Origin of the sequence: Hanstruepera flava (assembly GCF_023634025.1) — a bacterium.
In the GTDB taxonomy this organism is placed as follows: domain Bacteria; phylum Bacteroidota; class Bacteroidia; order Flavobacteriales; family Flavobacteriaceae; genus Hanstruepera; species Hanstruepera flava.
Genome location: NZ_JALJCW010000001.1, coordinates 1,425,640 through 1,452,620 on the forward strand (window position 1 = coordinate 1,425,640; position 26,981 = coordinate 1,452,620).

Sequence of the window (26,981 nt, forward strand, 5' to 3'; positions counted from 1 at the left end):
TAAGATGAATCGTAAAGTTAATAAATAGGTTTATATTTGCGTTTTAAAATCCAATATCATGTTTACAGAACAAGCGAACAAAATATTTCAAGAGGTTATTGAAAAATACCACGTAATTAATACCGTTGACCAACCCTTTACAAACCCTTACGATAAAGACTCTAATTTAATTGAGCATTTATTATACAGAAAATGTTGGATAGATACCGTTCAATGGCATTATGAAGATATTATTCGCGATCCACAAATCGATCCTGTTGCAGCATTAAAACTGAAACGCCAAATTGATGCTTCTAACCAAGACAGAACAGATATGGTGGAATATATTGATAGCTATTTTCTGGAAAAGTATAAAGATGTTACACCAAAAGCTGACGCTACGATTAATACAGAAAGTCCAGCTTGGGGAATTGATAGATTATCAATTTTAGCTTTAAAAATCTATCACATGAATGAAGAAGCAACACGAACTGATGCTTCTGAAGCCCATCGTGAAGCCTGCCAGAAAAAATTAGATGTTTTACTGGAACAACGCGTCGATTTATCGACAGCTATTGACACCTTATTGTCAGATATTGAAAAAGGGGATAAGTATATGAAAGTGTACAAGCAAATGAAAATGTACAACGACGACGAACTAAACCCAGTTCTTCGTTCCCAAAAATAAAACTGTCATTCAGAACGAAGTGAAGAATCTTTAAAAAGATGTTTCGACTGCGCTCAACATGACATAATAATATTATGTCTAAAAAACCAAAACACATTTTAGTCATTCGTCTTTCAGCAATGGGAGATGTTGCCATGACTATTCCTGTGTTACGAGCTTTTACAAAACAACATCCCGATGTTAAACTAACCGTTTTAACTCGTGATTTTTTTAAACCCCTGTTTCGAGATTTAGAAAATGTAAGGGTTTATCCTGCCCATGTTAAAGACCGACATAAAGGTTTAAAAGGACTATATAAACTATCTAGAGAAATTAGACCACTAAAGTGCGATGCTGTGGCCGATTTACATAAGGTTTTACGTAGTAAGGTATTAAAGCCTATGTTGGGTATTCGCAAAGTGGCTACCATTAACAAAGGCAGAAAAGAAAAAAAGCGATTAATAAAAGGCAAAGATTTCAAGCCATTGAAAACCACGCATCAACGCTATGCCGATGTTTTTAAAACCATGGGTTACCCAATTGATTTAAGTAATCCAACTTTTCCAGAAGCTTCACAGCTTAACGAAAACTGCTTAAAACTTATTGGGAAACCAAACAAAAAACGTATTGGTATTGCGCCATTTGCAGCGCATGACAGTAAAATGTATCCTTTAGAGCAGATGGAACAGGTTATTGAAAAACTTTCTAAAGATTATCAAGTACTGTTATTTGGAGGCGGTAAAAAGGAAATACAGATTTTAAACTATTTCGAATCGGAAAAAAAAGGTATTATTAACCTAGCTGGAAAATTAAGCCTTGATGAGGAACTGGATGTTATTTCTAATTTAGATGTTATGCTGTCTATGGATTCTGGTAATGCACATTTAGCAGCCATGTTAGGGGTAAAAACCGTTACCATTTGGGGTGTCACCCATCCTTATGCTGGTTTTGCACCATTTAATCAACCAGCAGATTATTGTTTGCTGGCAGATAGAACCCAATACCCAAAAATTCCAACCTCTGTTTATGGCAATAAATTTCCAGGAAACTATAAAAATGCTGCAGGAAGTATTGCTGTTGAAACGGTTGTTAACAAAATAAAAGCTGTCATTCCTGAGTAGGTAGGGACCTATTAATATTTTTAAAAGATGAAGAAATATTTATGGATATTTTTAATTTTAATGTCTTTCTCAACGAAAGGACAAAATATACTTTCAAAAAAGGATTCAGTTAAAATTTTATTTAAGGCAAAATTATTGACAACTAGCGAATATGGAATAGGTCTTGATATTAAACAAATAATTAATGATGTTGAAAATCAAAATGCATTATTTTTAAAAACATTATATAGTAGTTTTTTATTTATAGAGGTAGAATTTAACCAACCTTACAGAATTATAAATGGAGATATTGTTACGTTTTCAAGAGAGTGTAGCTACTATTTAGCTTTTAATATTATTAATTCTCGTTTTTATAGAATTGGTGGATTTGACACAATAGACATTGATACTTTTATAAATGATTTAAATTATCAAGAGGATGGAATATTTAAGGATGTCATTAATAAAAATGAAATTGAAGGTATTGATGTTCGTTGTTTGTATAGATATTTTACATTAAGCACAAAAAAGAGAAACAAGAAAGGGTTTGAATGTTTTGATAACTGTAGAAATATTACAACAACAAATGTTGGTGGACATGAAATCAATGATTCAGACAGGTATTGAGTCAAAATAGTCACTTATCACCTTATGTTATTCAACTATTATTAAATCAAATATCATCATAATCCACGACAATTTTTGGTGTGGTAGGATGCGCTTGACACGTCAAAATCAACCCTTCGGCAACTTCGTTGTCGGTTAAAATATTATTTTGGCGCATAGTCGCTTCACCTTCTTTTACACGAGCTAGACAACTACTACAAATACCACCTTGACAAGAATAAGGCGCATCTAAATCTTCATCTAAAGCGGCTTCTAAAACGGTTTGCTTCTGCGACATTTCAAAAGTGCTTTCTTCATCATCTACAACAACAGTAATTTGGGTTCTACCCTCTGGAATAGAACCATCTGCCGGAAATTCAGCAGGCTTGGCCGCTTTAAACAATTCAAAATGAATACGGTCACTTGGCGCATTGTGCTCAATTAAAACATCTTTTACTGTATGAATCATGGCTTCTGGGCCGCATAAGTAGTAAGCATCTACATCAATATGCTTGTATTTGTTTTTCATTACAAAATTTACGGTACTTTTCTCAATACGTCCAAACATGGCATCAGCTTCATCAGCTTGACTAAAAATAAACTGAATAGAGAACCTGTCTTTATAAGTGTGTTGTAATTCCAACAATTCATTTAAAAACATGGTTTCTTGAGTAGACTTGTTACCGTAAACTAAAATAACCTTGCTGTGTACTTCTTCCTCTAATGCACATTTTATAATACTCAAAATAGGAGTAATACCACTACCAGCCGCAAAAAGAGCAATATTTTTGGTTTTCTTATCATTAGGCTCAAAAATAAAACGACCTGTTGGTGTGCCAACTTCTAAAGTATCTCCAACTTTTAACGTATTATTAGCGTAAGATGAAAACGTACCATCTACAACTTCTTTTACAGCTACTTTTAAATCGCCACTTTTTGGAGCTACGCACAACGAATAATCTCTACGAACTTCATTACCATTAATGGTGGTTTTTAAGGTGATATACTGTCCAGCTTTAAAAGAAAAGGCTTCTTGCAAATTATTTGGAACCTCAAAACTAATGGTTACAGCTTTATCGGTTTCGCGTTTTAGGTCCTTTATGGTTAGTGTATGAAAATGTGACATGTATTGATTATTTTTGGCAAAAATAAAGAATAGAGTTAGTATTTTACAGACAATTGTAACAAAATGTTAGTGTTGCATACTAATGTTTACATAACTACCAAAACCATGATAAAACAGTTTATTAGATTAGAGTGGAAACAATTTTTTAGAGCTTCGTATTTTCAAAAGGGGTTAGCCATAAAAATCCTACTCATTTTAGCAGCACTTTATTTTGGCGGTATTGCCATTTTTATGGGTATTGGTTTATTCTTTATACTTAAGAAAGCCATACCAGATGTAGACCCAATAGTTTCAGTAAACAACTTTATTATTTATTGGTTTTTGTTTGAAATGCTAATTAGATATTTCATGCAGCAGCTACCCGTAATGAATGTAAAACCATTAATGACAATTCCAATAAAACGAAATACTGTAATACATTATTTGTTAGGAAAAACCACCTTATCATTTTTTAATTTTCTGTCAGTGTTTCTGTTTTTGCCATTTTGTATCGTCTTATTGATTAAAGGATATGCGGTTCTCAATGTGGCACTGTGGTTTTTGTCCATAATATGCTTAACACTATCCATAAATTATCTCAATTTTTTAGTCAATAAGAGTAATACCGTTTTTTATGTTATTGTGGTTGTGCTTTTTGCAGCAATTGGGTTGGAGTATTATGGAATATATGCTTTGTCAGAGCCAATAGGTGTTGCCTTTAATACGTTGTACAACAACCCGTTTTTAATTGTTGTTCCAATAGCTCTTTTGGTTGCGCTATATTATTTAAACTTCAAATACATTAAAAGTGGTTTTTATTTAGATGACGCGGTTTCAAAAAAAGTAAAAGAAGTTAATGCAACAGACTTATCCTGGATGAACCGTTTTGGAAGTATAGCACCTTTTCTTAAAAATGACATGAAACTCATTTGGCGAAATGCACGTCCAAAACAGGTTATGATGATGTCATTTCTGTTTTTATTTTATGGACTTATTTTCTATACCCAAGAAGTTTACCGAGAAATGCCTGCTATGTTGGCTTTTGCCTCTATGTTTGTTACAGGTGGATTTTTAATGACATTTGGTCAATTAGTGCCATCTTGGGATAGCGAATATTATAAAATGTTAATGAGCCAAAACATTCCGTACAGAAAGTATTTAGAATCTAAATGGTACTTAATGGTTGTGGCAGTAACCATTTCATTTGTATTAAGCACGCCATACCTATATTTTGGATGGGAAATTTTTGGAATGATTGCCGCTGGAGCACTGTTTAATATTGGTCTTAACTCTTTTATCACTTTGTTTGGCGGAGCGTTAAATCGCGTGCCAATTGAACTTAATGTTAAGGCAAAAGCTTTTAGTAACACAAATGGGTTTAATCCAACACAAATGTTAATTGCTTTACCTAAATTCTTGCTACCAATGGGCTTGTTTTATATTCCTTACAAGCTTTTTAATTTTGAAGCAGGACTTATAGTTTTGGCTATGAGTGGTGTTTTAGGTATTGTTTTTAAAGGTTTCTTTTTAAGTAAAATAGAACAGGTATATCAAACGGGAAAATATAAAACGGTTGCCGCATTCGGTGAAAAAAAATAACAAAACGCTAAACAACTTACAGCAATGATAGTAACTACTAATCTTTCAAAAAAATATAACGACGTACAGGTTTTAAATATTGAAAGCCTAGATATTCCTAAAGGTCAAAGTTTTGGTTTAGTAGGGAATAATGGAGCTGGTAAAACTACTTATTTTAGTTTGTTATTAGATTTAATAAAGCCTACAACAGGTCAAATAAAAAACAATAATGTATTGGTTCATGAAAGCGAAGACTGGAAACCATTTACGTCTGCTTTTATTGATGAGAGTTTCTTAATTGGCTATCTTACAGCAGAGGAGTATTTTTACTTTATAGGAGAACTTCGTGGTCAAAACAAATCTGATGTCGATGCACTGGTTGCTCAATTTGAGGATTTCTTTCATGGAGAAATTTTAAATCAGAAAAAATATTTGCGCGATTTAAGTAAAGGAAATCAAAAGAAAGCTGGAATTGTAGCAGCTCTTATTGGAAACCCTGAAGTTATTATACTTGATGAGCCTTTTGCCAATTTAGACCCTACTACTCAAATTAGGCTTAAAGCAATTATTAAAGACCTTGCGGAAAAAAAGGGCGTAACAGTACTTATTTCTAGTCATGATTTATTGCACGTAACTGATGTTTGCGAACGAATTGTGGTTTTGGAAAAAGGCAAAATTGTAAAAGACCTAATAACCAGTAAAGAAACTTTAAAGGAATTAGAAGCCCATTTCTCTGGCGTTGTGGTTGAGTAAAAGTCCTTTAATTTTATAGGTTAATTAAAAAAGATGTTTATTTTTACGTTTCTGCATAATAATAGCAGGTGTTTACAGTTAATAAGAATAAACAAACCAACGTTGAAAGCATCTTATAAAATAATTGTCACTTTTTTGGTTGCTGCTATCGTTTTTTCTGGTTGTTCAAGAAAAAAGGACAGTTTCTTAAGCCGAAATTATCATGCCATGTCCACCAAGTACAATACCTTGTACAATGGTTATATAGCTTTAGAGGATGGCAAACGAAGCGTAATTGAATCGTACGACGACAACTATTGGGAAATACTGCCCATAGAGCGCATGCAGATTTCCGAAGATATCATTCTACCTGGCCAATCCAAAAATCAAGATTTTGAACGTGCTGAAGAAAAAGCCATTAAAGCCATTCAAAAGCATGGTATGAATATTAAGGGTAAAGAAAGAAACCCGCAAATAGACGAAGCCTATCTGCTTTTAGGTAAGTCCAGATATTTCGACCAACGTTTTGTGCCAGCTATACAGGCATTTAATTACATACTCTATAAGTATCCTGCTAGCGATAAAATTATTCAAGCAAAAATTTGGCGCGAAAAAACCAATATTCGTTTAGAGAATAATGAGTTGGCCATTAAAAACCTAAAGCGTTTGCTCGATCAAGAAGAAGTAAAAGATCAAGATTTAGCTGATGCAACATCCATGCTAGCCCAAGCATATATAAATATTAAAGCGTTGGACAGTGCAGTTACACAAATGAAAATTGCAGCTGTAGAGACAAAGAATGACGAAGAACGTGGACGTTACTTGTTTATTCAAGGGCAGTTATACAACCGACTTAATCATACTGATAGTGCCAATATTGCTTTTGACAAGGTCATAGATTTAAACAGAAAAACACCGCGTACCTATCGTATTGCGGCCTATATTGGTAAAGCGCGTAATTTCGATTTTACTACAGATGATAAACAAGCCCTAATTGAATTGCTTTATGAATTGGAAGACGATAGGGAGAATAGACCTTTTTTAGGAAAAATATATCATCAAATAGCTGAATATCATATCAAAAACCAAAATGATTCTCTTGCTGTTGAGTATTATAACAAGTCATTACGAACAAACTCTCCAGATAAGATTTTGGTTTCTAAAAACTATGAGAATTTGGGTGATATCTTTTTCGATTACGCCGAATATAAAATAGCAGGAGCCTATTACGATAGTACCATGCTTAACATGAAGGAAAACAGTAAACCCTTCAGAATTATAAAGCGTAAACGCGAAAACCTTGACGATGTTATTTATTATGAGGATATAGCTTACGCCAACGATAGTATTTTAGATTTGGTTGCCATGTCTGATACAGAACGCAAAACCTATTTTAACGATTACACAGAACAACTGCGTCAAGAATATGAAGAAGCCCAAGCCAAAGAAGAAGAGTTAAAGCGCAACCAAGGTCTTGTTACGGTTAATAACGACAATGCCTTTGGCAACAGTAACTCCATAGTTAAATCAGCTAGAGGACCAAATCCTGGAAAAGTTTCAACCTTTTATTTTTACAATACTACCACAGCAGCTTATGGTAAAAATGAGTTTATAAAAATTTGGGGTGATCGCAAGTTGGAAGATAATTGGCGTTGGTCTCAAAAAGCAAAAACAAATATTGCAAAAGACGAAGAATTGGTAGCTGAAACAGTAGACGAAAACGAATTGTTTGACCCAGAGTTTTATATGGCTCAAATACCTACAGAACAAGAGCAAATAGATAGTATAGCTAAAGAGCGCAACTATGCTTATTATCAATTGGGAGTTATTTATAAGGAAAAGTTTAAAGAGTACGATTTGTCAAAAGATAGGTTTCAAACCTTATTGACTATGAATCCAGACGAAAAATTAATCCTACCTACTAAATATAATTTGTATAAAATTTATGTTTTGCAAAACGAAAACGATGAAGCCCTAATTGCTAAAAATGAGATAATTAATAATTATCCGGATTCACGTTATGCAGCTATTTTGAATAATCCAGAAGTAGGGTTGACCAAAGATGAAAATAGCCCTGAAAGTATTTACGAGCAGTTGTATGTAAAATTGGAAAATCAGCAATTTCAGGAGGTTATAACAAATACGGAAAAATACATTACCATGTTTGAAGGGGAGCCAATGGTTCCAAAATTCGAATTACTTAAAGCAACCGCAACAGGTAGATTGTACGGTTATGAAGCTTACACAAAAGCTTTAAACTTTGTGGCATATAACTATGCCAATACGCCAGAAGGGGAACAAGCTCAACGTATTATCAATGAAACCTTATCTAAATTAAGTTCTAAAGAATTTACAACCGACCCAAATGAAAACAATTACAAGTTGGTTTACTATTTTGACAAACCAACTACTGAAGCCATTTCGGAGTTTAAGGAGAAATTAGAGAATCAAATCAAGGAAGTGCGTGTATATGATTTGTCTATTTCTGTTGATGTTTATAACCCAACAACAACCTTTGTTATTGTCCATGGGTTTGTTAGTAAAAATGGTGCTTTAGGATATGCACAATCTTTAGAAGAAAAGAAAAAGAACAAAATAACCAACCCTCATTTTTCCATTTCATCTTCTAATTATAAAACCATTCAGGTTCATAAAAACATGGATGCGTATTTAAATATTGAATAACGAGTTTAAAACAGTAAATTATGTTTTCAGACAGCAAAAAAGATAAATCACCTATGGAAACAAATTCAAATCAAAATATAATTGCTCAAGGTACAAAAGTAACTGGCGATTTAGTTAGTGAAGGCGATTTTAGAATTGATGGTCAAGTAGAGGGTAACTTACGTTCTCCTGGAAAAATTGTTGTAGGCAAATCAGGGTTTATTAAAGGAACTTTAGTGGGAACAGATGCTTATTTTGAAGGAAAATTTTCAGGAAAGCTCACATTGTCAGGAACACTTACTTTAAAATCATCAGCACATATTGAAGGCGAAGTTATTTTAGGTAAGTTAGCAGTAGAGCCAGGAGCAACCTTTAATGTTAATTGTGCTATGAAAGGCGCAGTAAAAGATATAAAACCAGGTGACCGACAAACCTCACAAACAAAACAGTCAGAAGGGTCCGAAAGAACAGCTTAAAAATTTGGCTATATTATCTGGAATTGCCTTTCAAATGGGTATAACGATTTACCTGTTTGCACTTTTAGGTAAATGGCTAGATGCCGAATATAATAATGGCGAAAAACTCTACACAATTATTTTAACCTTGCTTGGTGTTGCCATTTCGTTTTATGTAGTGCTAAAGCAAGTTAACAGACTTAAAAATTAATGCTACAGGCTGTTTTAAAATTTTCAGTATTACTATTAGTTGTATTATGTTCTGTTTTTACATTGCATATTCTGGTGTTATACGTTTTAGACTTACCTTTATTTGCAGACAGAATAATTGCCTGCTACCTTGTAAATTATGTTTTGGCGTTCGTTATTTATGTTGTAATGCTCGGTTTACGACATAAGTACCTTAACCAGTTAGGTTTCATTTTTATGTTTGGAAGTTTCCTAAAATTTATAGTTTTCTTTATAGTCTTTTATCCGTTTTTTAAAATTGATGGTAACATTACCAAAACTGAATTTGCAGTGTTTTTTATTCCTTATGCGTTGTGTTTAATTATGGAAATATCAAGCCTTTCAAAATGGTTAAATAAGTCGGGTAAAAACCCTTAAAAATCAACACTTAAAATAAAATAAAAAATAGTTTTTGTTTTTGAGATAAAAACCTACCTTTGCAGCGATTTTTAAGCCACTATTAGAAAGCTTGATATGCGAAGAAAAATAACTGTAAAAACAATTACCCTATTACTACTTTTAGTATCGTTTGTTACTTATGGACAAGAAGAGCATGGACATGCCGATTCTGGTAGTGATAGAGCGTCTGAAGTAAAAGCTTACATTCAGCATCACTTAAAAGATTCTTACGACTTTAATTTATTTTCTTGGACAGCAGATTCTGGCGAAGAAAAGCATTTTGGATTTCCATTGCCTGTAATTTTATGGGATGGCGGATTAAAGGTGTTTTCATCATCTAAATTTCACCATGGTGAGACCGTTGCAGAAGTAGACGGGAATTACTATAAAAATTACCACGGTAAGATTTATAAGACAGATGCCGAAGGCACAATTACTTATGATAATGAGCATCACGCTACGAATGAAAAACCATTAGATTTTTCAATTACCAAGAATGTTTTGTTGATTATGATGGTGTTTGCTATCATGTTTTTCATGTTTAGCCGCATGGCAAAATCTTACAAGAAAAATGGTGGCATGCCAAAAGGTATGGGGCGCTTTTTAGAGCCGATAGTACTTTACGTTCGCGATGAAATTGCTCGACCAAACATTGGAGAAAAACATTACAAAAGATACATGAGTTACTTGTTAACCGTATTCTTTTTCGTGTGGATTGTAAACTTATTTGGTTTAACACCAATTGGTATGAATGTAACTAATAATATTGCTGTTACACTGTGTTTGGCATTAATTACATATATCATAACAACAGTTTCTGGTAACAAGAATTACTGGAAGCATATTTTCTGGATGCCTGGTGTACCAGTACCAATGAAAATAATTTTAGCACCTATTGAATTGTTAGGGACATTTATTAAACCGTTTGCACTAATGATTCGTTTGTATGCTAACATTACAGCAGGTCACGTTGTTATAATGAGTATTATAGGTATGATTTTCTTATTCCAAAATTGGTTAGGAAGCGGATTGTCATTTTTGTTGGCGTTTGTTTTAGCTATTCTAGAATTATTGGTAGCGGCATTACAGGCGTATATATTTACTGTGCTTTCGGCATTATACTTTGGTATGGCTGTTGAAGAGCATGACCATCACTAGCAAGTGATTTTTAAATTGAATGTTTAATTTTTAATTATATATTTTATGGAAATTCCAGCTATCGTAGGAGCAGGTTTAGTAGTAATTGGAGCAGGTATCGGTATCGGTAAGATCGGTGGTTCTGCAATGGAAGCAATTGCACGTCAACCAGAAGCTACAGGAAAAATTCAAACAGCGATGCTTATTGCAGCCGCTTTAATTGAAGGTATTGGATTTGCTGCGTTATTCGCAGTTTAACAACACAAAAAAGGAAACAGCTATAACGGTTGGTTATAGCTGTTCCTTAAAAATTAAACAGAAATATTTTAGAGATAATATATTATGGAAAAATTATTTGAAGACTTTTCGTTAGGGTTGTTTTTTTGGCAAGCAGTGTTGTTTATAGCACTTATTTTATTACTAAAGAAATTTGCTTGGAAACCTATTTTAGATTCAGTTAATAGTAGAGAAGAAGGTATTAAAAACGCCTTGGATTCTGCAGAGAAGGCCAAATTGGAAATGCAAAACCTTCAAGCTGACAACGAGAAGTTATTAAAAGAAGCTAGATTGGAACGTGAAGCCATGTTAAAAGAAGCACGTGAAATGAAAGCTAAAATGATTGAAGATGCTAAAACAGATGCTAAAGAAGAAGCTAACAAATTAATTGCAGCAGCTCAAGCATCTATAGAAACTGAAAAGAAGGCTGCTATAGCAGAGTTAAAATCTCAAGTGGCAAGTTTATCAATTGAAATTGCTGAAAAAGTAGTTCGCGAAGAATTATCTAACAAAGACAAGCAAATGAAATTGGTAGAGTCTATGTTAAGTGAAGCAACTTTAAACTAAAGTATAATGGCAGGAACAAGAGCAGCAATACGATACGCGAAAGCGGTTTTAAGTTTAGCAACTGATAAGCAGTCTGCTGATGCTGTTAATGGTGATATGCAAGCTATAGCAAATGCCATTTCAGAAAATAATGAGTTAAGCAACGCACTAAAAAGTGAAATTGTAAAGGCTGAAGTAAAGAAAACAATTCTTTTAGAAGCTTTCCCAAACGCAAACACAATTACTCAAGAACTTTTTAATGTGCTTATGGATAATAAGCGCATGGAGTTAATTGAGCAAGTTGCTGCAAAATATTCAGAGTTATTCGATATACAAAACGGTCAGGAAAAAGCAGTTGTAACAACAGCCATTCCAATGACAAGTGATATTGAAATGAAAGTGTTGGCTAAAATTAAAGAGCTAACTAATAAAGCGGTTACCGTAGAAAACATTATAGATGAAGATATATTAGGAGGCTTCATTTTACGTGTTGGTGACGTTGAGTACAATGCAAGTATTCAAAATAAATTAAATAAGTTAAAAAGAGAATTTACATTAAATTAAAAATAGTTAGAATAGGTGTCTAACATCTAACCTCTAACGTCTAATATCTAAATAAAGATGGCAGAAGTAAAACCAGCTGAAATATCAGCAATCTTAAAACAACAACTTTCGGGTTTTGAAGCAGGAGCTTCTCTAGACGAAGTAGGAACAGTATTAACTGTTGGTGATGGTATTGTACGTGCTTACGGATTATCTAACGCACAATATGGTGAGTTAGTAGAATTTGAAGGCGGATTAGAAGGAATTGTACTTAATCTAGAAGAAGATAATGTTGGTATCGTATTATTAGGCCCTTCAAAGGAAATTAAAGAAGGATCTACAGTAAAGCGTACTAACCGTATTGCATCTATTAACGTAGGTGAAGGTATTGTTGGTCGTGTAGTAGATACTTTAGGTAACCCAATTGATGGTAAAGGTCCTATTACTGGTGAAACTTATGAAATGCCATTAGAGCGTAAAGCTCCTGGTGTTATTTACCGTGAGCCAGTAACCGAGCCATTACAAACAGGTATTAAGTCTATTGACGCAATGATTCCTGTTGGTCGTGGACAACGTGAGTTGGTAATTGGTGACCGTCAAACTGGTAAGACAACAGTTTGTATCGATACCATTATCAATCAAAAAGAGTTTTATGATGCAGGCGAGCCTGTATATTGTATATATGTTGCCGTAGGTCAAAAAGCATCTACAGTAGCAAACATTGCTAAAACATTAGAAGAAAAAGGCGCATTAGCTTATACTACTATTGTTGCGGCAAACGCATCAGATCCTGCTCCAATGCAAGTATATGCGCCTATGGCAGGTGCTGCAATTGGTGAGTATTTTAGAGATACTGGTCGTCCAGCTTTAATTATTTATGATGATTTATCTAAACAAGCGGTAGCGTATCGTGAAGTATCATTATTATTACGTCGCCCGCCAGGACGTGAGGCGTATCCTGGAGACGTTTTCTACTTACACTCTCGTTTATTAGAGCGTTCTGCAAAAGTAATTAACGATGATAGTATTGCTAAAGAAATGAACGATTTACCAGACACATTGAGACCAATGGTAAAAGGTGGAGGTTCGTTAACAGCTTTACCAATTATTGAAACACAAGCAGGTGACGTATCAGCATATATTCCAACAAACGTAATTTCTATTACTGATGGACAGATCTTTTTAGATGGAGATTTATTCAATTCAGGTGTACGTCCAGCTATTAACGTAGGTATTTCTGTATCGCGTGTTGGTGGTAATGCACAGATTAAGTCTATGAAAAAAGTTGCAGGTACCTTAAAATTAGACCAAGCACAGTTCCGTGAACTGGAAGCGTTTGCGAAGTTTGGTTCAGATTTAGATTCGGCTACATTAAATGTAATTGAAAAAGGTAAACGTAATGTTGAAATCTTAAAACAAGCACAAAACGATCCTTATACAGTTGAAGACCAAATCGCCATTATTTACGCAGGTTCTAAAAACTTATTAAGAGATGTGCCTGTTGAAAAAGTAAAAGAATTTGAGCGTGATTTTATTGAATTCATGAATGCTAAACACAGAGGTATTTTAGATACTTTAAAATCAGGAAAATTAACTGATGAGGTTACAGATACATTAACAGCTGTAGCAAAAGATTTATCAGGTAAATATAGAGCATAACTAGACTTTGGTCGTTAGTCAACTAAGGCTATAGACTATTAACTAAAGACTAATATGGCAAATTTAAAAGAAATACGTAACAGAATATCATCGGTATCTTCTACCATGCAGATTACCAGTGCCATGAAAATGGTATCGGCTGCAAAGCTAAAGAAGGCTCAAGATGCTATTACTGCCATGCGTCCTTATGCAGATAAGTTAACTGAACTTTTACAAAGCTTAAGTGCAACTTTAGATGCAGATTCTGGAAGTAAATTCTCCGAACAACGTGAGGTTAACAATGTACTTATCGTTGCAATAACGTCTAACAGAGGTTTAGCTGGAGCATTTAACTCTAACATCATCAAGGAAGTAACAAAATTGACTTCAGAAACTTATGCCAACAAGAATGTGTCGTATTTGGCAATAGGTAAAAAAGCTAATGATGCTTTTAAGAAATCAAATAAAGTTATTGCCAACAATAGCGAAATTTTTGACGATTTAACTTTTGATAATGTAGCAGAAATTGCTCAAATGATCATGGATAAATTTGTTGAAGGCGAGTTTGATAAAATTGAGATTGTTTATAATCGATTTAAAAATGCGGCTACGCAAATTGTTACTAGAGAACAGTTTTTACCAATTGTTCCTGTTGAAGGCGATGCTAATGTAAATTTAGATTACATTTTTGAGCCATCAAAAGTAGAAATTGTGGAGCAGTTAATTCCTAAATCTTTAAAAACACAGTTATTTAAAGCCATTAGAGATTCTTTTGCAAGTGAGCATGGTGCACGTATGACAGCAATGCATAAAGCAACTGATAATGCCACTGAATTAAGAGATCAGTTGAAATTAACATACAATAAAGCACGTCAAGCAGCCATTACTAATGAGATTTTAGAGATTGTTGGAGGAGCTGAAGCGCTTAATAATTAGGCGTAGCTAATCTTTAAACAAGTGAAATTGTCACTTTGAGCGGAGTCGAAAGGTCTTTCATTATCTCAACAAAATAATATAAGCCTCACTGAAAAGTGAGGCTTTTTTATGCACTTAAAAATTTATCTTTATATTTAGTAGCCCAAATCTTAACCTACAATGTCATGAAACTCTTAAAAAGAATATGCATTGCATGTATATCGTGCCTTTTTCTGACTATAATTTTTAATTGCGCTAGCAATAAATACAGTTTAGAAGATTCAGTATCTTTTCAATTCGATAGAAGCTATTACCAAGAATGGTTTGCTGGTATACATGTTGGAGGAACAGGAATTAATTTATTCTTCCCCAATTTAAACAGTGCCAACAGCGTAGTTATCGATAGTGTTTATTTCAGAAACTTGAAAGGGAAGTTAGTAAAGGATAGGGCTTCATACGTAGCCTCGCTAAAAAACAAATCGCCATACGATACTTCAAAAACTGTTGTTGATATACCCTTTAAACTTTTAGATAACGAATGTGTTATAAGTTATTATGAAAACGGGATAAAGAAATACTTTAAAGTTTCTAATATTGCCGAAAAAGAGGGAATTTACTACGAAGATGGTCCGCCAGAGGTCATTACATCATACGATTGATATACATGGCATCAAATTTGAATGGTTATCTTTACAGGAACAATTCATATCATGAGGACACTAACCGTTTTTGCTGTTTTTATTACAGCTGTAATGCTTTATAGTTGCAAAAGCACGAAAGAGGCTTTTAAGACCAATACCATTATTTTAGAAGAAAAATCATCGTTTGAATTAGAGCAAGTATATTTTCTAAAATGGGTAGCAGGATTTCAAGGGGGAGGTTCGGGAATTCATATGTACGTTATAGTAAAAACAAATAAAAATCATGTTGTTTTTGACACTGTTTACTTTCGTGGTATGCAAGCCAAAATGCAATTGGGAAAAATGGGATATCTAGCAAGTTTTATAACACCTTTAAACCAAAAAGAAAATATGGTTATGGATGGTGATTCTAAACAAGAATATGGAAATAAATTACCTAAAAATGACAATCACTTTCCGTTTGTATTACAAGATAATGAATGTGTTATTCAATATACAGAGAATGGTAATACCAAGTATTATAAAGTAAAAGACATTGTTGAAAAACAAGCGGAATATTACCCAAACGCTCCTAGCGACAACCAAAAACAATAGTTAAATACTTTTATAGGTGTTGGTAATTCAATACATTTAGAGTCATAATTAAGGAAACTTTGAGCGGACTCAAATTACTTTTCAAGCAAACGTTCATATATGGTTTAGCAACTGTATTACCTAGAATGTTAAGTTTTCTGTTAGTACCTCTTTATACCACTGAAGGCGTATTGTCTTCTGTTGCTGAATACGGTCAAGTTAATGTTATTTTTTCATGGTTTGTGCTCTTTAATGTCGTGTTGGCCTATGGTATGGAAACAGCATTTTTCAGGTATTACAACAAAGAGCAAGACAAAGAAAAGGTTATTGGTACCTCAACAATATCCCTAATAGTCTCCTCTTTGGGCTTCTTTATAGTGGCTATGTTGTTTCAAAATCAGATAGCCAATTTTATTGACATCGATGTTAAATACATAAAACTTGTTATTTGGATTCTTTTGTTGGATGCTTTGGTTATTATTCCTTTTGCTTGGTTACGTGCCACGCAAAAACCCATGCGTTATGCTATTATTAAAATATTGAATGTCGCAGTTAATCTTGGCCTTAATCTGTTTTTCTTATTGGTATTGAAAGATCTGGCTCAAGGAAATAATATATTGTCAACGATTTATAAACCTAACTTTGAAATCAGTTATATATTTATAGCCAATTTAATAGCAAGCGCATTAACCTTGGTGTTAATGGCCTCTTTTTATGTTAAGGTCAAATTTATTTTTGACAAAAAACTATGGCAGCAAATGATGCGTTATGCCTATCCTGTGTTAATTGCAGGTGTGGCTTTTTCCATTAATGAAACTTTTGATCGTATTTTGTTAAAAGAACTATTGCCTGATGATATAGCAGAAACAGAAATAGGTATGTACTCTGCCTGTTATAAATTAGCTTTGTTTATGACACTTTTTGCAACGGCTTATAGACTAGGTATCGAGCCCTTCTTCTTTAGTCATGCCAGTTCAGAAAACCCTCAAAAAAACTATGCTCGAATTTTAGAGTTCTTTGTTGCTGCGGGTTCTGTAATATTTTTAGCTGTTGTAGTCTTTGCCGATTTAATTAAACCATTTATTGTAAGAAGTGAAGCTTATTGGGAAGCCATGTGGGTTGTGCCTATCATCCTTTTGGCTAATTTTTGTTTAGGGATTTATCACAACTTATCGGTTTGGTATAAAATAACCGATAGAACAAAATTTGGCGCTTATATTTCCGTTGTAGGCGCATTAATTACACTGGCTATAAACCTACTGTTTATTAAAGCATTTAGCTATAAAGCTTCAGCAATTGCTACCTTATCTGCTTATGCTGCAATGATGTTGTTGTCCTATTACTTTGGTAGAAAATACTATCCAATACCGTACAATCTAAAAAAAATAAGTTTGTATATGGTAGTGTCAGTTTTATTCTCATTTATAAGTTTTTATAAATTTAAAGATAACTATATCATTGGCTTTTCGCTGTTAATTGTATTTTTAACTATAGTATATTTGCTTGAAAGAAACCAATTAAAAAAGTTATTGAACAAAGAATCATGAAAATAAAAATCATAAACAAATCCAATCACGATTTACCACACTATGAAACCATTGCTTCTGCTGGTATGGATTTACGGGCTAACCTTTCAGAACCTAGAATTCTGAAACCACTTGAAAGAAGCATCGTTGGCACAGGCTTGTTTATTGAACTTCCAGTTGGCATAGAGGCACAAGTAAGACCAAGAAGTGGGTTGGCAGCAAAAAAAGGAATCACAGTACTTAACGCACCTGGTACTATTGATGCCGATTATCGTGGTGAGGTAGGTGTTATATTAGTAAATTTATCAAATGAAGATTTTGTAATAAACAATGGTGAACGTATCGCCCAATTGGTTATAGCCAAACACGAACGTGCCGAGTGGCAAGAAGTGGAGAGTTTATCAGAAACTTCGCGTGGTGAAGGTGGATTTGGTAGTACAGGAGTAAAGTGACAAATTCCTGCGAAAGCAGGAACCTCATTCAATGGGAAACTGAATGTCTGAAAATCAATCAAATAAATTAAATAGAGTACAAAACAAGACCGTCTAAACTCTAATATCTAATAGCAAAGCGGTCTAACATCTTAATAAATATGAAAATAATAGTACCCATGGCAGGACGAGGTTCTCGTTTAAGGCCTCATAGTTTAACTGTACCAAAACCGTTAATACCTGTTGCAGGAGAACCTATTGTCCATAGATTGGTAAAAGACATAGCAAAAGTTTTAAACCAACCTATTGAAGAAATAGCGTTTGTTTTAGGCGATCCCGCTTTTTTTGGTGATGACGTTGTTGAAAGTCTCGAAAATTTAGCTAAATCCCTTGGCGCTAAACCAACTATTTATAGACAAGACCAACCATTAGGGACAGGCCATGCCATTATGTGCGCCAAAGACTCGTTATCAGGTCCTGCAGTCATCGCCTATGCCGATACGTTGATTAGAGCCGACTTTAATTTAGATGAGGAAGCCGATTCTGTAATTTGGGTAAAGCAAGTAGATAACCCAGAAGCATATGGTGTTGTAAAACTTAACGATAACAATGAAATTGTTGAATTAGTTGAAAAATCCAAATTCTTTGTAAGTGATTTAGCCGTTATCGGTATATACTACTTTAAAGATGTTTCCGTTTTAAAAGATGAATTGCAACATGTTTTAGATAACAATATTGTCAATGGTGGCGAATATCAAATAAATGATGGTATAAAGGGCATGATGGCTAAAGGCAAAGTTTTTAAGACCGGAAAGGTTGATGAGTGGATGGATTGCGGAAACAAAACAGTAACTGTAGAAACAAATGCTAGAATGCTTAACTTCTTGTTTGAAGATAATGAAAAGCTAATTGCTGATTCCGTAGAGATAAAAAACTCAAAAATTATTCAACCATGTTTTATTGGTGAAAATGTTGTGCTTAATGATGCTACAATTGGTCCTCATGTATCTATTGGGAATAATACTACAATTGAGGCTTCAACCGTTAAAAATAGCTTAATACAAAGTCATAGCTCCATCAAAAATGCTAATTTAGACGAAGCAATGATTGGGAATCATGCGACTTTCGATGGTAACTTTACTAAAGTGAGTTTAGGCGATTATACCACATTGGAATAAAAGTTGATATACCCTTGCCTGTCGAGCTTAATGAAGCCCTAAAAAATGAAACAAAAAATCTACATAACGCTATTACTGCTAGGAATAGTTTTCTGTTCTCAAATGGGTTATGCCCAAATAGATTATAACAAAACACCAGATGACGATTTAGGAGAAGTAGAAGATTTAGAGCAAGAATATTTTTTTGAAGCCCTAAAACAAAAAGGTATTGAAAATTATGATCGTGCAGTAACGGCTTTGCTAAAATGTATAGATTTAGACGACTCCAAATCGGTTTTTTACTTTGAATTAGGTAAAAATTACAATAAGCTTAAAAATTTTGGAGCTGCAGAAGACGCTTTAAAGAAAGCCGTAAAAATGGAGCCTGATAACGAATGGTATTTAGATGAGCTCTATGATATTTATGCCCAGCAGAATGAATATGATAAAGCGATAAAAACAGTTAAGCAATTGGTTAAATACCATCCAGATTACAAAGAAGATTTGGCTACGCTCTATGTTCGAATTAAAAAATATGATGATGCTCTAGAAATTCTAGACGAAATGGATGAAGAACACGGACTATCACCAACACGCGATTTATTGAGAAATCAAATTTATGAGCTCACTGGCCGCAAAAAAGAGCAAATTGAAAACCTTGAAGACCGTGTTGAAGACAACCCTGATGAGGAGTCAAATTATTTAGCGCTTATCTATCGTTACAGCGAGAATGATGAAAAAGAAAAAGCTTTTGAAACAGCTAAAAAGCTTTTGGAAATTAAGCCCAATTCTCAATTGGTTCATTTGGCTTTATATAAGTTTTATTTAGACGACAATGATCCTGAAAAGGCTATCGAATCTATGAAAATTGTATTGCAAAGTTCGCATATCAAACCTGAAGCAAAAACATTGGTTCTAGTTGATTTTGTAAATTTTGTTTCTCAAAATCCGCAATATGAAGCTGATTTAGTTGAGGCAACAGCCATGATAACCGATGAAAATTCAGAAACCTCATATTTAGAAGTTGCTCAGTATTTTTTAAAGAAAGATGATAAAGTCAAAGCACTTGAGTATTATAATAAAGCATTAGCGTTAAATAGCGATAGTTATGGTATTTTAAGAAATATATTATTGCTGCAAATAGATTTGGAGAATTACGAACAAGCCGAAATACAAAGTCGTGATGCACTTGAAAAGTTTCCTTCGCAACCCTTATTTTATTTAATAAACGGAGTGGCTCTTAACAAACTAAACAAACCAAAAGATGCTATTGATGCTTTAGAAATGGGACAGGATTATATAATTGAAGACCCTAAAATGCAAGCACAATTTTATAATCAATTAAGTACAGCCTATACCTTGCTGAACAATACAAGCAAAGCAAAAACGTTTAGTGATAAAGCAAAACAATTGGAATCCTCAAATTAATGAATAAGACCACCTTTTTTAAAAGTACAATTGCGCTCTGTTTTTTAGCTATTGTAGGTTGTAAATCAACAAAATCTGTTACAGCTCCAGGGGCTAGTGATTTATCACTATCTACAAAAGAGGTCATTAAAGCCCATACCAAGCAATCGCCAAATTTTAAAACCTTACAGTGCAAAATAAAGGTAGTTTATACACAAGACAACAAATCACAATCGCATACCATTACTATGCGTATGCAAAAAGATGAGGTTATTTGGCTAAATTCGGCTTTAAACCTAATTCGGGCGAAAATTACTCCTGAAAAAGTGAGCTTTTATAATAAACTGGACAACACCTATTTTGATGGCGATTTCGGATATTTAAGCCAGTTATTGGGAACAGAACTGGATTTTAAAAAAGTACAAAATTTGTTGTTGGGCGATGCCTTGTTTGAGTTAGATAAAACAACGTACAACATGTCTGTTCATAACGAAGCTTATCTATTTCAGCCTAAAAACCAAATGCGTATTTTTGAGCTGTTTTATATAATAAACCCTGCACACTTTAAAATGGATTCGCAGCAACTTTCACAATCCAAAGAAGCACGCTTTTTGGAAATAGACTATTTATCTTATCAAATGGTAGACAAACAGAGCGTTCCTGAAAACTTAAAAATATTTGTATTGGAAGGCGATGAAGAAACCACTATTGAAATAGGTTTTAAATCGGTTAGTTTAAACGAAAACTTACGGTATCCGTTTAAAATACCTTCAGGATTTGAAGAAATAATTCTAGAATAACCATGCATAGACCAACCCAAATAGTATGCGTATTCCTGGTGTTGTTTTTAACAACAACATTGTCTTTTTCACAAAGCAAAAAACAATTAGAATTAGAAGAACGTCGTCAAGAATTGCGTAATGAGATTAAGCAAATCAATGAATTACTATTCAAGGATAAATCGAAGAAAAAATCGCAAACTACTTTAATAGAAGATTTAAACTACAAGGTTAGCGTGCGTAAAAACTTGATTATGGTTACCAACCAACAAGCCAATTTATTGACACGAGAGATTAACGATAACCAAAATAAAATAACCGAATTACGTGATGAGCTAGAAGTTTTAAAAGAGAATTATGCCAAAATGATTGTTACGTCTTATAAAAGTAAAAGTGAACAAAGTCGCGTGATGTTTTTATTGTCCTCAACTAATTTTAAACAAGCCTACAAGCGTATCCAGTACTTAAATCAGTATGCCAATTATCAAAAGGAACAAGGCGAAGCTATAAAAACTAAAACAGCTGAACTGCAAGAAACCAATAAAGATTTATTAAGACAAAAAGCCGATAAGCAAAAACTTATTGAAGAAAACCGTATTGCACAGCGCGAACTCGAAACCGAATTAGCCCAACAGCAAGAGTTGATGGCTGCTATTAATAAAAATTTAAATAATTACACCGCTCAAATTCGAGAGAAGCAACGCGAAGCCGATAAAATTGATCGCGAGATTGAAAAAATAATTCGTGAGGCCATAGCAGCATCAAACAAAAAGGCAGGAAAATCGACTGCTACATCTACAAGCTTTGCGCTTACACCTGAAGCTAAAGCATTGGCTAAAGATTTTGTGTCTAATAAAGGTAAATTATTATGGCCAGTGGAAAAAGGTGTTGTTAAAGTACGTTACGGTAAACAACCACATCCAGTGGTTAAAACGGTTACCATACAAAGTAATGGTGTACGTATAGCCACCGAAAAAAATGCTGATGTTCGTGCCATTTTTAACGGTGAAGTTATGCGCATCATCACCTCAAAAAATGGTAATCCAACGGTGTTAATACAGCATGGTAACTATATAACCGCCTATTCCAACATGGCAAAAATATATGTCAAAAAAGGCGATAAGGTTTCTACAAAAGAAGTTATTGGTCAAGTTTTTACCAATCCTTCAAATGGTGAAACTATTTTAAATTTCTCCATTTTTAAAGAAACCAAAACGGTTAATCCAGCCGAATGGATTTATAGGATGTAAAGTCTTGTTTAAAAGTTTTATATTGGTGAAAAATTTACCAATGAAAAATCTTTTTATTATTGTAACCCTTATATTGTTTGTGACAGCTTGTAATAGTGATGATTCCGATAATCCATCTCAAAACAATGTGCATGTTGGGACTTTAGTTAAAATAGAAATTTTTCGCCCAGAAGAAGATGTACGTACTAGTACTTCATATTTTTTTAATTCAGATGGGAAAGTTGAAAGTGCACTTGAAGAAGGATGGACTACTTCACAATACTTACAAGCCACCTATACATATTCTTATAATTCTGAAGGGCAAATTTGGAAGGTTACCATTGCTGTAGACAATAGTACAGAATATACTGAATTTAACTTTACTAGCGGTTTAATTACTTCTTCATTGAGACATACTATTAATGGGAATGTTTTACGTACAGTTTATAATTATAATAACAACAACCAACTAATAAACAAGCAGTTTTTTAATTCAAATAATGAAGAATCTTCAACATCAGATTTTTTATTCGATGCAAATGGTAATATTGAAAGTCAGCATGACGAACGCGATTTTGGAACAGAGATTATAGACTATGCTTTTGATTATGATACCTATAATAATCCGCTTAAAACCGTTTTTGAAAATCAAGAAATGAATAAAGTTGTAGGACATAACTTTAATAACATAATAAGAAGGAGTCGTACAGATGAATTTTCAACAAGTGAAATCAATATTGAATATACATATAACGAAGCAGGTTATCCTTTAACATCAAAAGAATACTCAAACGGTAATTTATTAGTTGAAGTAACTTATACCTATCAAGAATAATTAATAATAATTCAAAAAAGCCTTATTCAAACAACGCCTTTAATTCCGTAGCTTCTTTAGGCTTCATTTTGCCCGCCAATACCAAGCTTAATTGCTTACGTCTTAAAGCTGCTGCAAAGCGCTCTTTTTCCAAGTCGGTTTCAGGCGTAATTTCAGGAATTTCAACAGGGCGCCCTGTTTCATCAACAGCTACAAAAGTATAAATAGCCTCATTGGCTTTGGTGCGTTGTCCAGATTCGCGGTCTTCTATCCAAACATCCAAAAACACTTCCATAGAGGTTTTAAAAGCACGTGATACTTTGGCTTCAACGGTCACCACACTTCCCAATGGTACAGAACGGTTAAAAGCCACATGGTTTACCGAAGCTGTTACCACAATACGGCGACTGTGACGTCTGGCAGCAATACTGGCGCAGCGATCCATTCTGGCCAATAGTTCACCTCCAAATAAATTATTTAACGGGTTGGTCTCACTTGGCAAAACCAAGTCGGTCATTATGGTTTTAGTTTGTTCTGGTGTTTTTGCTTGCATAGCTCTTGTTTTGAGCTGCAAAGGTAAGACGAAAAAAGCTTATGGTTATAGCTTTATGCTATAAAATATTGTCTGTCATTCAGAGCGCAACAACGTGTAGCGAAGAATCTTTGAAAGCGGAATAATTATTAAATGCTGAACTAAATTCAGCAGGACAAGTGAAATTTTGAGTTTAATCTAATTCCTTAACTAAAAGCCAAGCATCAGAATTATGGGTGCGTTTTATATCTCGTAAAGCGGCTAGCGCCTCAAGTCTATCTTCATAACTTGCATACACGACTTCATGCAAGCCATATTTGTTCACACCAATTTTACGGGCCTTAAAACCTTGGTCTTTTAATTGTGAAACTTTTTTGTCGCTATTTTCTTCTATACGAAAAGCACCAGCAATAATATGATAGTTGCCAGATTGTTTGGTAATATTTAGGGTAACAGCTGGAAGCGGATTATCAATTACAAAAGTCGCCTCTTGAATTTTATTCTCTAACGCTTCATTAGCTTGTTCTTGAGCCAATTTATTGTGCTCATTTATGTTGTCTACATAAAATTTAGAAGCACCTAAACCACCAACTGTTAATGCTATTAGTGCTACAGCCGCATATTTTAAATAAGGACGCGATTTACGTCTTTCAGGAGTCACAGCAATAGGAACTACTTTTTCTATGTCTTCAACCGATTCTTTATACGTTTCACGAGTCACTTCATGAGAGACAAACTGTGATAACCCAAAAGCATCAGTTAAATAATTAAGATGATATGATGGCTCAAATAATATTTTACCTTCGGTATTTAACGATAAACTGCCTATGTTTTGAAAATCTAAAGTTTCGCCTTCAACTAAATACGATTTTAAATACTTAACACGTTTTTTAATTCGTTGAGAAGCTTCTTCGTAAGGTATCTTTTCAACATCTGCAATATAATGCGTTAGTAAGCCGTCATTTTTTTGAATCTGCTCGTTAAACGACAATATCTTTTTTGGCGGATAAAACGCATGAGTAGATTCATGAATGGTAGCCGAAACACGACGCGTTAAAAACGAGCCGAATTCAGGAATGGTAACACATTCGTAACGGTACAATAAATCGCTGATGTAAGGTTCTAATTGCATAAAAACAAAGTTAAAAAAATTTAAATGCGAACAAAAACAGCACTTAAGTATTTATTAACATCCTAAAATTTCTTTTCTTGTAGTTTAGAAATCAAGTAAATACCATGACAGAAAATCAGTTGCTATCTATTTTAGCCTTACAGCATATACCTAATATTGGAGACATTACTGCTAAAAAACTGATTAATCATTGTGGGTCTGCCGAAGCCATTTTTAAAGAGAAAAAACAAAACCTCTTAAAAATTGATGGTATTGGAAGTGTTGTGATGCGTGATGTATTTAACAAACAACATTTTACAGCGGCTGAAGAAGAGTTACGTTTTATTAAAGAAAATAATATTGCTTATTTGTATTTTACTGATAGCAATTACCCTGAACGTTTAAAGCACTGTATAGATAGCCCTATTTTATTGTTTCAGACTGGTAATATAAACCTAAAAAACAAACGTATAATAAGTATTGTTGGCACGCGAAAAATTACGAGTAGTGGTGTGGATTTTTGTAAGAGGTTGGTTGAAGAGTTAGCAGTTTTTAATCCTGTTATTGTTTCTGGGTTCGCTTATGGTACAGATATTACAGCACAAAAAGCTGCATTGAAACACAATTTACAAACCATTGGGTGTTTGGCCCATGGTCTAAACCAAATATATCCTAAAACGCATAAAAAGTATGTTGCCGATATTGAAAAGCATGGTGGGTTTTTTACCGATTTTTGGAGCAGTGATCCTTTTGACCGGAATAATTTTTTAAAACGAAACCGAATTATTGCTGGTTTAAGTGAAGCTACTATAGTCATAGAATCTGCTGAAAAAGGAGGTAGTTTGGTTACTGCTGATATAGCCAACTCATACAATCGCGATGTGTTTGCTGTGCCTGGTCGAACGACTGACACACAAAGCGTGGGCTGCAATAACTTGATTAAATTTCAAAAAGCGCATTTATTGTCAAACTCCGTGGATATCCCATATATGTTAAATTGGGAGTTGGAAACAAAAGAAAAACCAACTATTCAAAAGCAGCTGTTTGTTGAACTAATTGATGAGGAAAAGATTATCTACAATTACTTAAAAACTGAAGAAAAACAACAGTTGGATATCATAGCATTAGACTGCAACATGCCTATTTTTAAAGTCGCAAGTGTGTTACTTAATCTAGAACTAAAAGGTGTTGTTAGACCGTTGCCAGGGAAATATTTTGAGGTTATTTAATATCCAGCCTTTTCTCGAACACGGTTAAGCACATTATCAGCCACAATTTTTGCTTTTTCAGCACCAATCTGTAAAGCTTTATCTATTTCGTTTAGGTTCGCCATGTAATGATTATAGCGTTCGCGAGGTTCGGCAAACTTTTCAGCTATTAATTCAAAAAGGGCTTGTTTGGCATGCCCATAACCATAACCACCTGCTTCATAATTGGCTTTCATTTTAGCGACCTCATCATCTGAAGCCAAAATGTTGTATAACGCAAAACAATTACAGGTTTTCCAATCTTTAGGATCCTCTAAAGGTGTACTATCGGTTTTAATAGACATGATTTGTTTACGCAGCTTCTTATCATCTAAAAATATATTGATAATATTACCACGACTCTTGCTCATCTTTTCACCGTCGGTTCCTGGAATAAGCATGGTGTTCTCCTGTATTTTTCCTTCTGGTAAAACAAAGGTTTCTCCCATTTTGGCATGAAAACGTGAAGCTACATCACGTGTCATCTCAATATGCTGTAACTGGTCTTTTCCAACAGGAACAAGGTTGGCATCATACAACAGAATATCTGCAGCCATTAACATAGGATACATAAATAAGCCAGAGTTTACATCGTCTAATCTATCGGCTTTATCTTTAAATCCATGAGCTAATTGCAATCTTTTAAACGGAAAAAAACAATTTAAATACCAAGCAAGTTCTGTAACTTGAGGCACATCGCTTTGTCTGTAAAATACTGTTTTTTCTATATCTAATCCAAAAGCTAACCATGTAGCTGCTACAGAGTAAGTGTTGTGTCTTAACTCTTCAGCATTTTTTATTTGTGTAAGCGTGTGTAAATTAGCGATAAAGAGAAACGAATCGTTTTCTGGGTTATTCGCCATTTCAATTGCAGGCATAATAGCGCCTAAAATATTTCCTAAATGCGGTGTTCCTGTACTTTGTATTCCTGTTAATATTCTTGCCATAACATTTTCTGCGAAAGCA

At 34.0% G+C, this 26,981-nt stretch carries 28 protein-coding genes; 24 read left to right on the plus strand and 4 right to left on the minus strand.

Features of this window, described 5'->3' with window-relative positions; all coding sequences use genetic code 11:
* Nucleotides 1-58 precede the first annotated feature (58 nt).
* The 3 genes from MTX13_RS06670 to MTX13_RS06680 all read left to right on the plus strand — a co-directional run bounded on the left by MTX13_RS06670 (nucleotide 59) and on the right by MTX13_RS06680 (nucleotide 2,373).
* Nucleotides 59-667, plus strand: a complete 609-nt coding sequence (locus tag MTX13_RS06670; protein WP_250433662.1) for a DUF4254 domain-containing protein — start codon at nucleotides 59-61, stop codon at nucleotides 665-667.
* A 74-nt stretch (nucleotides 668-741) separates the two neighbouring features.
* The gene (locus tag MTX13_RS06675; protein WP_250433664.1) at nucleotides 742-1,767 is read left to right on the plus strand and encodes a glycosyltransferase family 9 protein; all 1,026 of its coding nucleotides are present in this window, start codon (nucleotides 742-744) and stop codon (nucleotides 1,765-1,767) included.
* 27 nt (nucleotides 1,768-1,794) lie between these two features.
* A complete protein-coding gene (locus tag MTX13_RS06680; protein ID WP_250433666.1) occupies nucleotides 1,795-2,373 on the plus strand; it encodes a hypothetical protein in 579 nt (192 codons plus the stop codon).
* A gap of 46 nt (nucleotides 2,374-2,419) precedes the next feature.
* Here the strand turns inward: MTX13_RS06680 and MTX13_RS06685 are convergent, their stop codons facing one another.
* Nucleotides 2,420-3,478: a ferredoxin--NADP reductase gene (locus tag MTX13_RS06685; protein ID WP_250433667.1), complete on the minus strand. Its 1,059-nt coding sequence runs from the start codon at nucleotides 3,476-3,478 to the stop codon at nucleotides 2,420-2,422.
* Between the two features lie 105 nt (nucleotides 3,479-3,583).
* Here MTX13_RS06685 and MTX13_RS06690 point away from each other — a divergent pair, with 105 nt between their 5' ends.
* The 20 genes from MTX13_RS06690 to MTX13_RS06785 all read left to right on the plus strand — a co-directional run bounded on the left by MTX13_RS06690 (nucleotide 3,584) and on the right by MTX13_RS06785 (nucleotide 23,146).
* The gene (locus tag MTX13_RS06690; protein ID WP_250433669.1) at nucleotides 3,584-5,056 is read left to right on the plus strand and encodes a DUF5687 family protein; all 1,473 of its coding nucleotides are present in this window, start codon (nucleotides 3,584-3,586) and stop codon (nucleotides 5,054-5,056) included.
* Nucleotides 5,057-5,080: 24 nt separating this feature from the next.
* Nucleotides 5,081-5,788: an ABC transporter ATP-binding protein gene (locus MTX13_RS06695; RefSeq protein WP_250433671.1), complete on the plus strand. Its 708-nt coding sequence runs from the start codon at nucleotides 5,081-5,083 to the stop codon at nucleotides 5,786-5,788.
* A 102-nt stretch (nucleotides 5,789-5,890) separates the two neighbouring features.
* The gene (porW, locus tag MTX13_RS06700) at nucleotides 5,891-8,452 is read left to right on the plus strand and encodes a type IX secretion system periplasmic lipoprotein PorW/SprE (protein WP_317238874.1); all 2,562 of its coding nucleotides are present in this window, start codon (nucleotides 5,891-5,893) and stop codon (nucleotides 8,450-8,452) included.
* A gap of 20 nt (nucleotides 8,453-8,472) precedes the next feature.
* Nucleotides 8,473-8,907, plus strand: coding sequence for a bactofilin family protein (locus tag MTX13_RS06705; protein WP_250433673.1), 435 nt, complete (start codon nucleotides 8,473-8,475; stop codon nucleotides 8,905-8,907).
* 4 nt (nucleotides 8,908-8,911) lie between these two features.
* On the plus strand, nucleotides 8,912-9,097 hold the full coding sequence (locus tag MTX13_RS06710; RefSeq protein ID WP_262920447.1) for an AtpZ/AtpI family protein: 186 nt from the start codon (nucleotides 8,912-8,914) through the stop codon (nucleotides 9,095-9,097).
* A 491-nt stretch (nucleotides 9,098-9,588) separates the two neighbouring features.
* Nucleotides 9,589-10,671 carry a F0F1 ATP synthase subunit A gene (gene atpB, locus MTX13_RS06715; RefSeq protein ID WP_250433675.1) on the plus strand — a complete coding sequence of 361 codons (1,083 nt, stop codon included), beginning with the start codon at nucleotides 9,589-9,591 and terminating at the stop codon, nucleotides 10,669-10,671.
* A 45-nt stretch (nucleotides 10,672-10,716) separates the two neighbouring features.
* Nucleotides 10,717-10,908, plus strand: coding sequence for an ATP synthase F0 subunit C (gene atpE / locus MTX13_RS06720; protein ID WP_076698954.1), 192 nt, complete (start codon nucleotides 10,717-10,719; stop codon nucleotides 10,906-10,908).
* An 84-nt stretch (nucleotides 10,909-10,992) separates the two neighbouring features.
* On the plus strand, nucleotides 10,993-11,493 hold the full coding sequence (locus tag MTX13_RS06725) for a F0F1 ATP synthase subunit B (protein ID WP_250433677.1): 501 nt from the start codon (nucleotides 10,993-10,995) through the stop codon (nucleotides 11,491-11,493).
* A 6-nt stretch (nucleotides 11,494-11,499) separates the two neighbouring features.
* A complete protein-coding gene (gene atpH, locus MTX13_RS06730) occupies nucleotides 11,500-12,036 on the plus strand; it encodes an ATP synthase F1 subunit delta (protein ID WP_250433678.1) in 537 nt (178 codons plus the stop codon).
* Nucleotides 12,037-12,093: 57 nt separating this feature from the next.
* A complete protein-coding gene (gene atpA, locus MTX13_RS06735; RefSeq protein WP_250433679.1) occupies nucleotides 12,094-13,674 on the plus strand; it encodes a F0F1 ATP synthase subunit alpha in 1,581 nt (526 codons plus the stop codon).
* A 54-nt stretch (nucleotides 13,675-13,728) separates the two neighbouring features.
* Nucleotides 13,729-14,589 (plus strand): ATP synthase F1 subunit gamma, encoded by an 861-nt coding sequence (gene atpG / locus MTX13_RS06740; RefSeq protein ID WP_250433680.1) that lies wholly within the window; start codon nucleotides 13,729-13,731, stop codon nucleotides 14,587-14,589.
* A 164-nt stretch (nucleotides 14,590-14,753) separates the two neighbouring features.
* Nucleotides 14,754-15,227 (plus strand): hypothetical protein, encoded by a 474-nt coding sequence (locus MTX13_RS06745; RefSeq protein WP_250433681.1) that lies wholly within the window; start codon nucleotides 14,754-14,756, stop codon nucleotides 15,225-15,227.
* 51 nt (nucleotides 15,228-15,278) lie between these two features.
* Nucleotides 15,279-15,803 (plus strand): hypothetical protein, encoded by a 525-nt coding sequence (locus tag MTX13_RS06750; RefSeq protein ID WP_250433682.1) that lies wholly within the window; start codon nucleotides 15,279-15,281, stop codon nucleotides 15,801-15,803.
* A gap of 59 nt (nucleotides 15,804-15,862) precedes the next feature.
* Nucleotides 15,863-17,329 carry an oligosaccharide flippase family protein gene (locus tag MTX13_RS06755; protein ID WP_250433683.1) on the plus strand — a complete coding sequence of 489 codons (1,467 nt, stop codon included), beginning with the start codon at nucleotides 15,863-15,865 and terminating at the stop codon, nucleotides 17,327-17,329.
* The gene (gene dut, locus MTX13_RS06760; protein ID WP_250433684.1) at nucleotides 17,326-17,760 is read left to right on the plus strand and encodes a dUTP diphosphatase; all 435 of its coding nucleotides are present in this window, start codon (nucleotides 17,326-17,328) and stop codon (nucleotides 17,758-17,760) included. Before MTX13_RS06755 ends, dut begins: the two co-directional genes overlap by 4 nt.
* Nucleotides 17,761-17,900: 140 nt before the next feature.
* A complete protein-coding gene (locus MTX13_RS06765; RefSeq protein WP_250433686.1) occupies nucleotides 17,901-18,917 on the plus strand; it encodes a sugar phosphate nucleotidyltransferase in 1,017 nt (338 codons plus the stop codon).
* Between the two features lie 45 nt (nucleotides 18,918-18,962).
* Nucleotides 18,963-20,324: a tetratricopeptide repeat protein gene (locus MTX13_RS06770; protein WP_250433688.1), complete on the plus strand. Its 1,362-nt coding sequence runs from the start codon at nucleotides 18,963-18,965 to the stop codon at nucleotides 20,322-20,324.
* Nucleotides 20,324-21,103 carry a DUF4292 domain-containing protein gene (locus MTX13_RS06775; RefSeq protein WP_250433689.1) on the plus strand — a complete coding sequence of 260 codons (780 nt, stop codon included), beginning with the start codon at nucleotides 20,324-20,326 and terminating at the stop codon, nucleotides 21,101-21,103. Before MTX13_RS06770 ends, MTX13_RS06775 begins: the two co-directional genes overlap by 1 nt.
* Before the next feature lie 2 nt (nucleotides 21,104-21,105).
* Nucleotides 21,106-22,332 carry a murein hydrolase activator EnvC family protein gene (locus MTX13_RS06780; RefSeq protein WP_250433690.1) on the plus strand — a complete coding sequence of 409 codons (1,227 nt, stop codon included), beginning with the start codon at nucleotides 21,106-21,108 and terminating at the stop codon, nucleotides 22,330-22,332.
* A gap of 40 nt (nucleotides 22,333-22,372) precedes the next feature.
* A complete protein-coding gene (locus MTX13_RS06785; protein WP_250433691.1) occupies nucleotides 22,373-23,146 on the plus strand; it encodes a hypothetical protein in 774 nt (257 codons plus the stop codon).
* A 22-nt stretch (nucleotides 23,147-23,168) separates the two neighbouring features.
* On the opposite strand, the gene MTX13_RS06790 is transcribed toward MTX13_RS06785, so the two are convergent.
* Both MTX13_RS06790 and MTX13_RS06795 read right to left on the minus strand, forming a co-directional pair.
* The gene (locus MTX13_RS06790; protein WP_250433692.1) at nucleotides 23,169-23,678 is read right to left on the minus strand and encodes an acyl-CoA thioesterase; all 510 of its coding nucleotides are present in this window, start codon (nucleotides 23,676-23,678) and stop codon (nucleotides 23,169-23,171) included.
* A gap of 172 nt (nucleotides 23,679-23,850) precedes the next feature.
* Nucleotides 23,851-24,789, minus strand: coding sequence for an HU domain-containing protein (locus MTX13_RS06795; RefSeq protein WP_250433693.1), 939 nt, complete (start codon nucleotides 24,787-24,789; stop codon nucleotides 23,851-23,853).
* Nucleotides 24,790-24,893: 104 nt separating this feature from the next.
* Here MTX13_RS06795 and dprA point away from each other — a divergent pair, with 104 nt between their 5' ends.
* Nucleotides 24,894-25,997, plus strand: a complete 1,104-nt coding sequence (dprA, locus tag MTX13_RS06800) for a DNA-processing protein DprA (RefSeq protein ID WP_250433694.1) — start codon at nucleotides 24,894-24,896, stop codon at nucleotides 25,995-25,997.
* Here dprA and trpS read toward each other — a convergent pair.
* The gene (trpS, locus tag MTX13_RS06805; protein ID WP_250433695.1) at nucleotides 25,994-26,962 is read right to left on the minus strand and encodes a tryptophan--tRNA ligase; all 969 of its coding nucleotides are present in this window, start codon (nucleotides 26,960-26,962) and stop codon (nucleotides 25,994-25,996) included. The genes dprA and trpS overlap by 4 nt on opposite strands.
* Nucleotides 26,963-26,981: the final 19 nt, after the last annotated feature.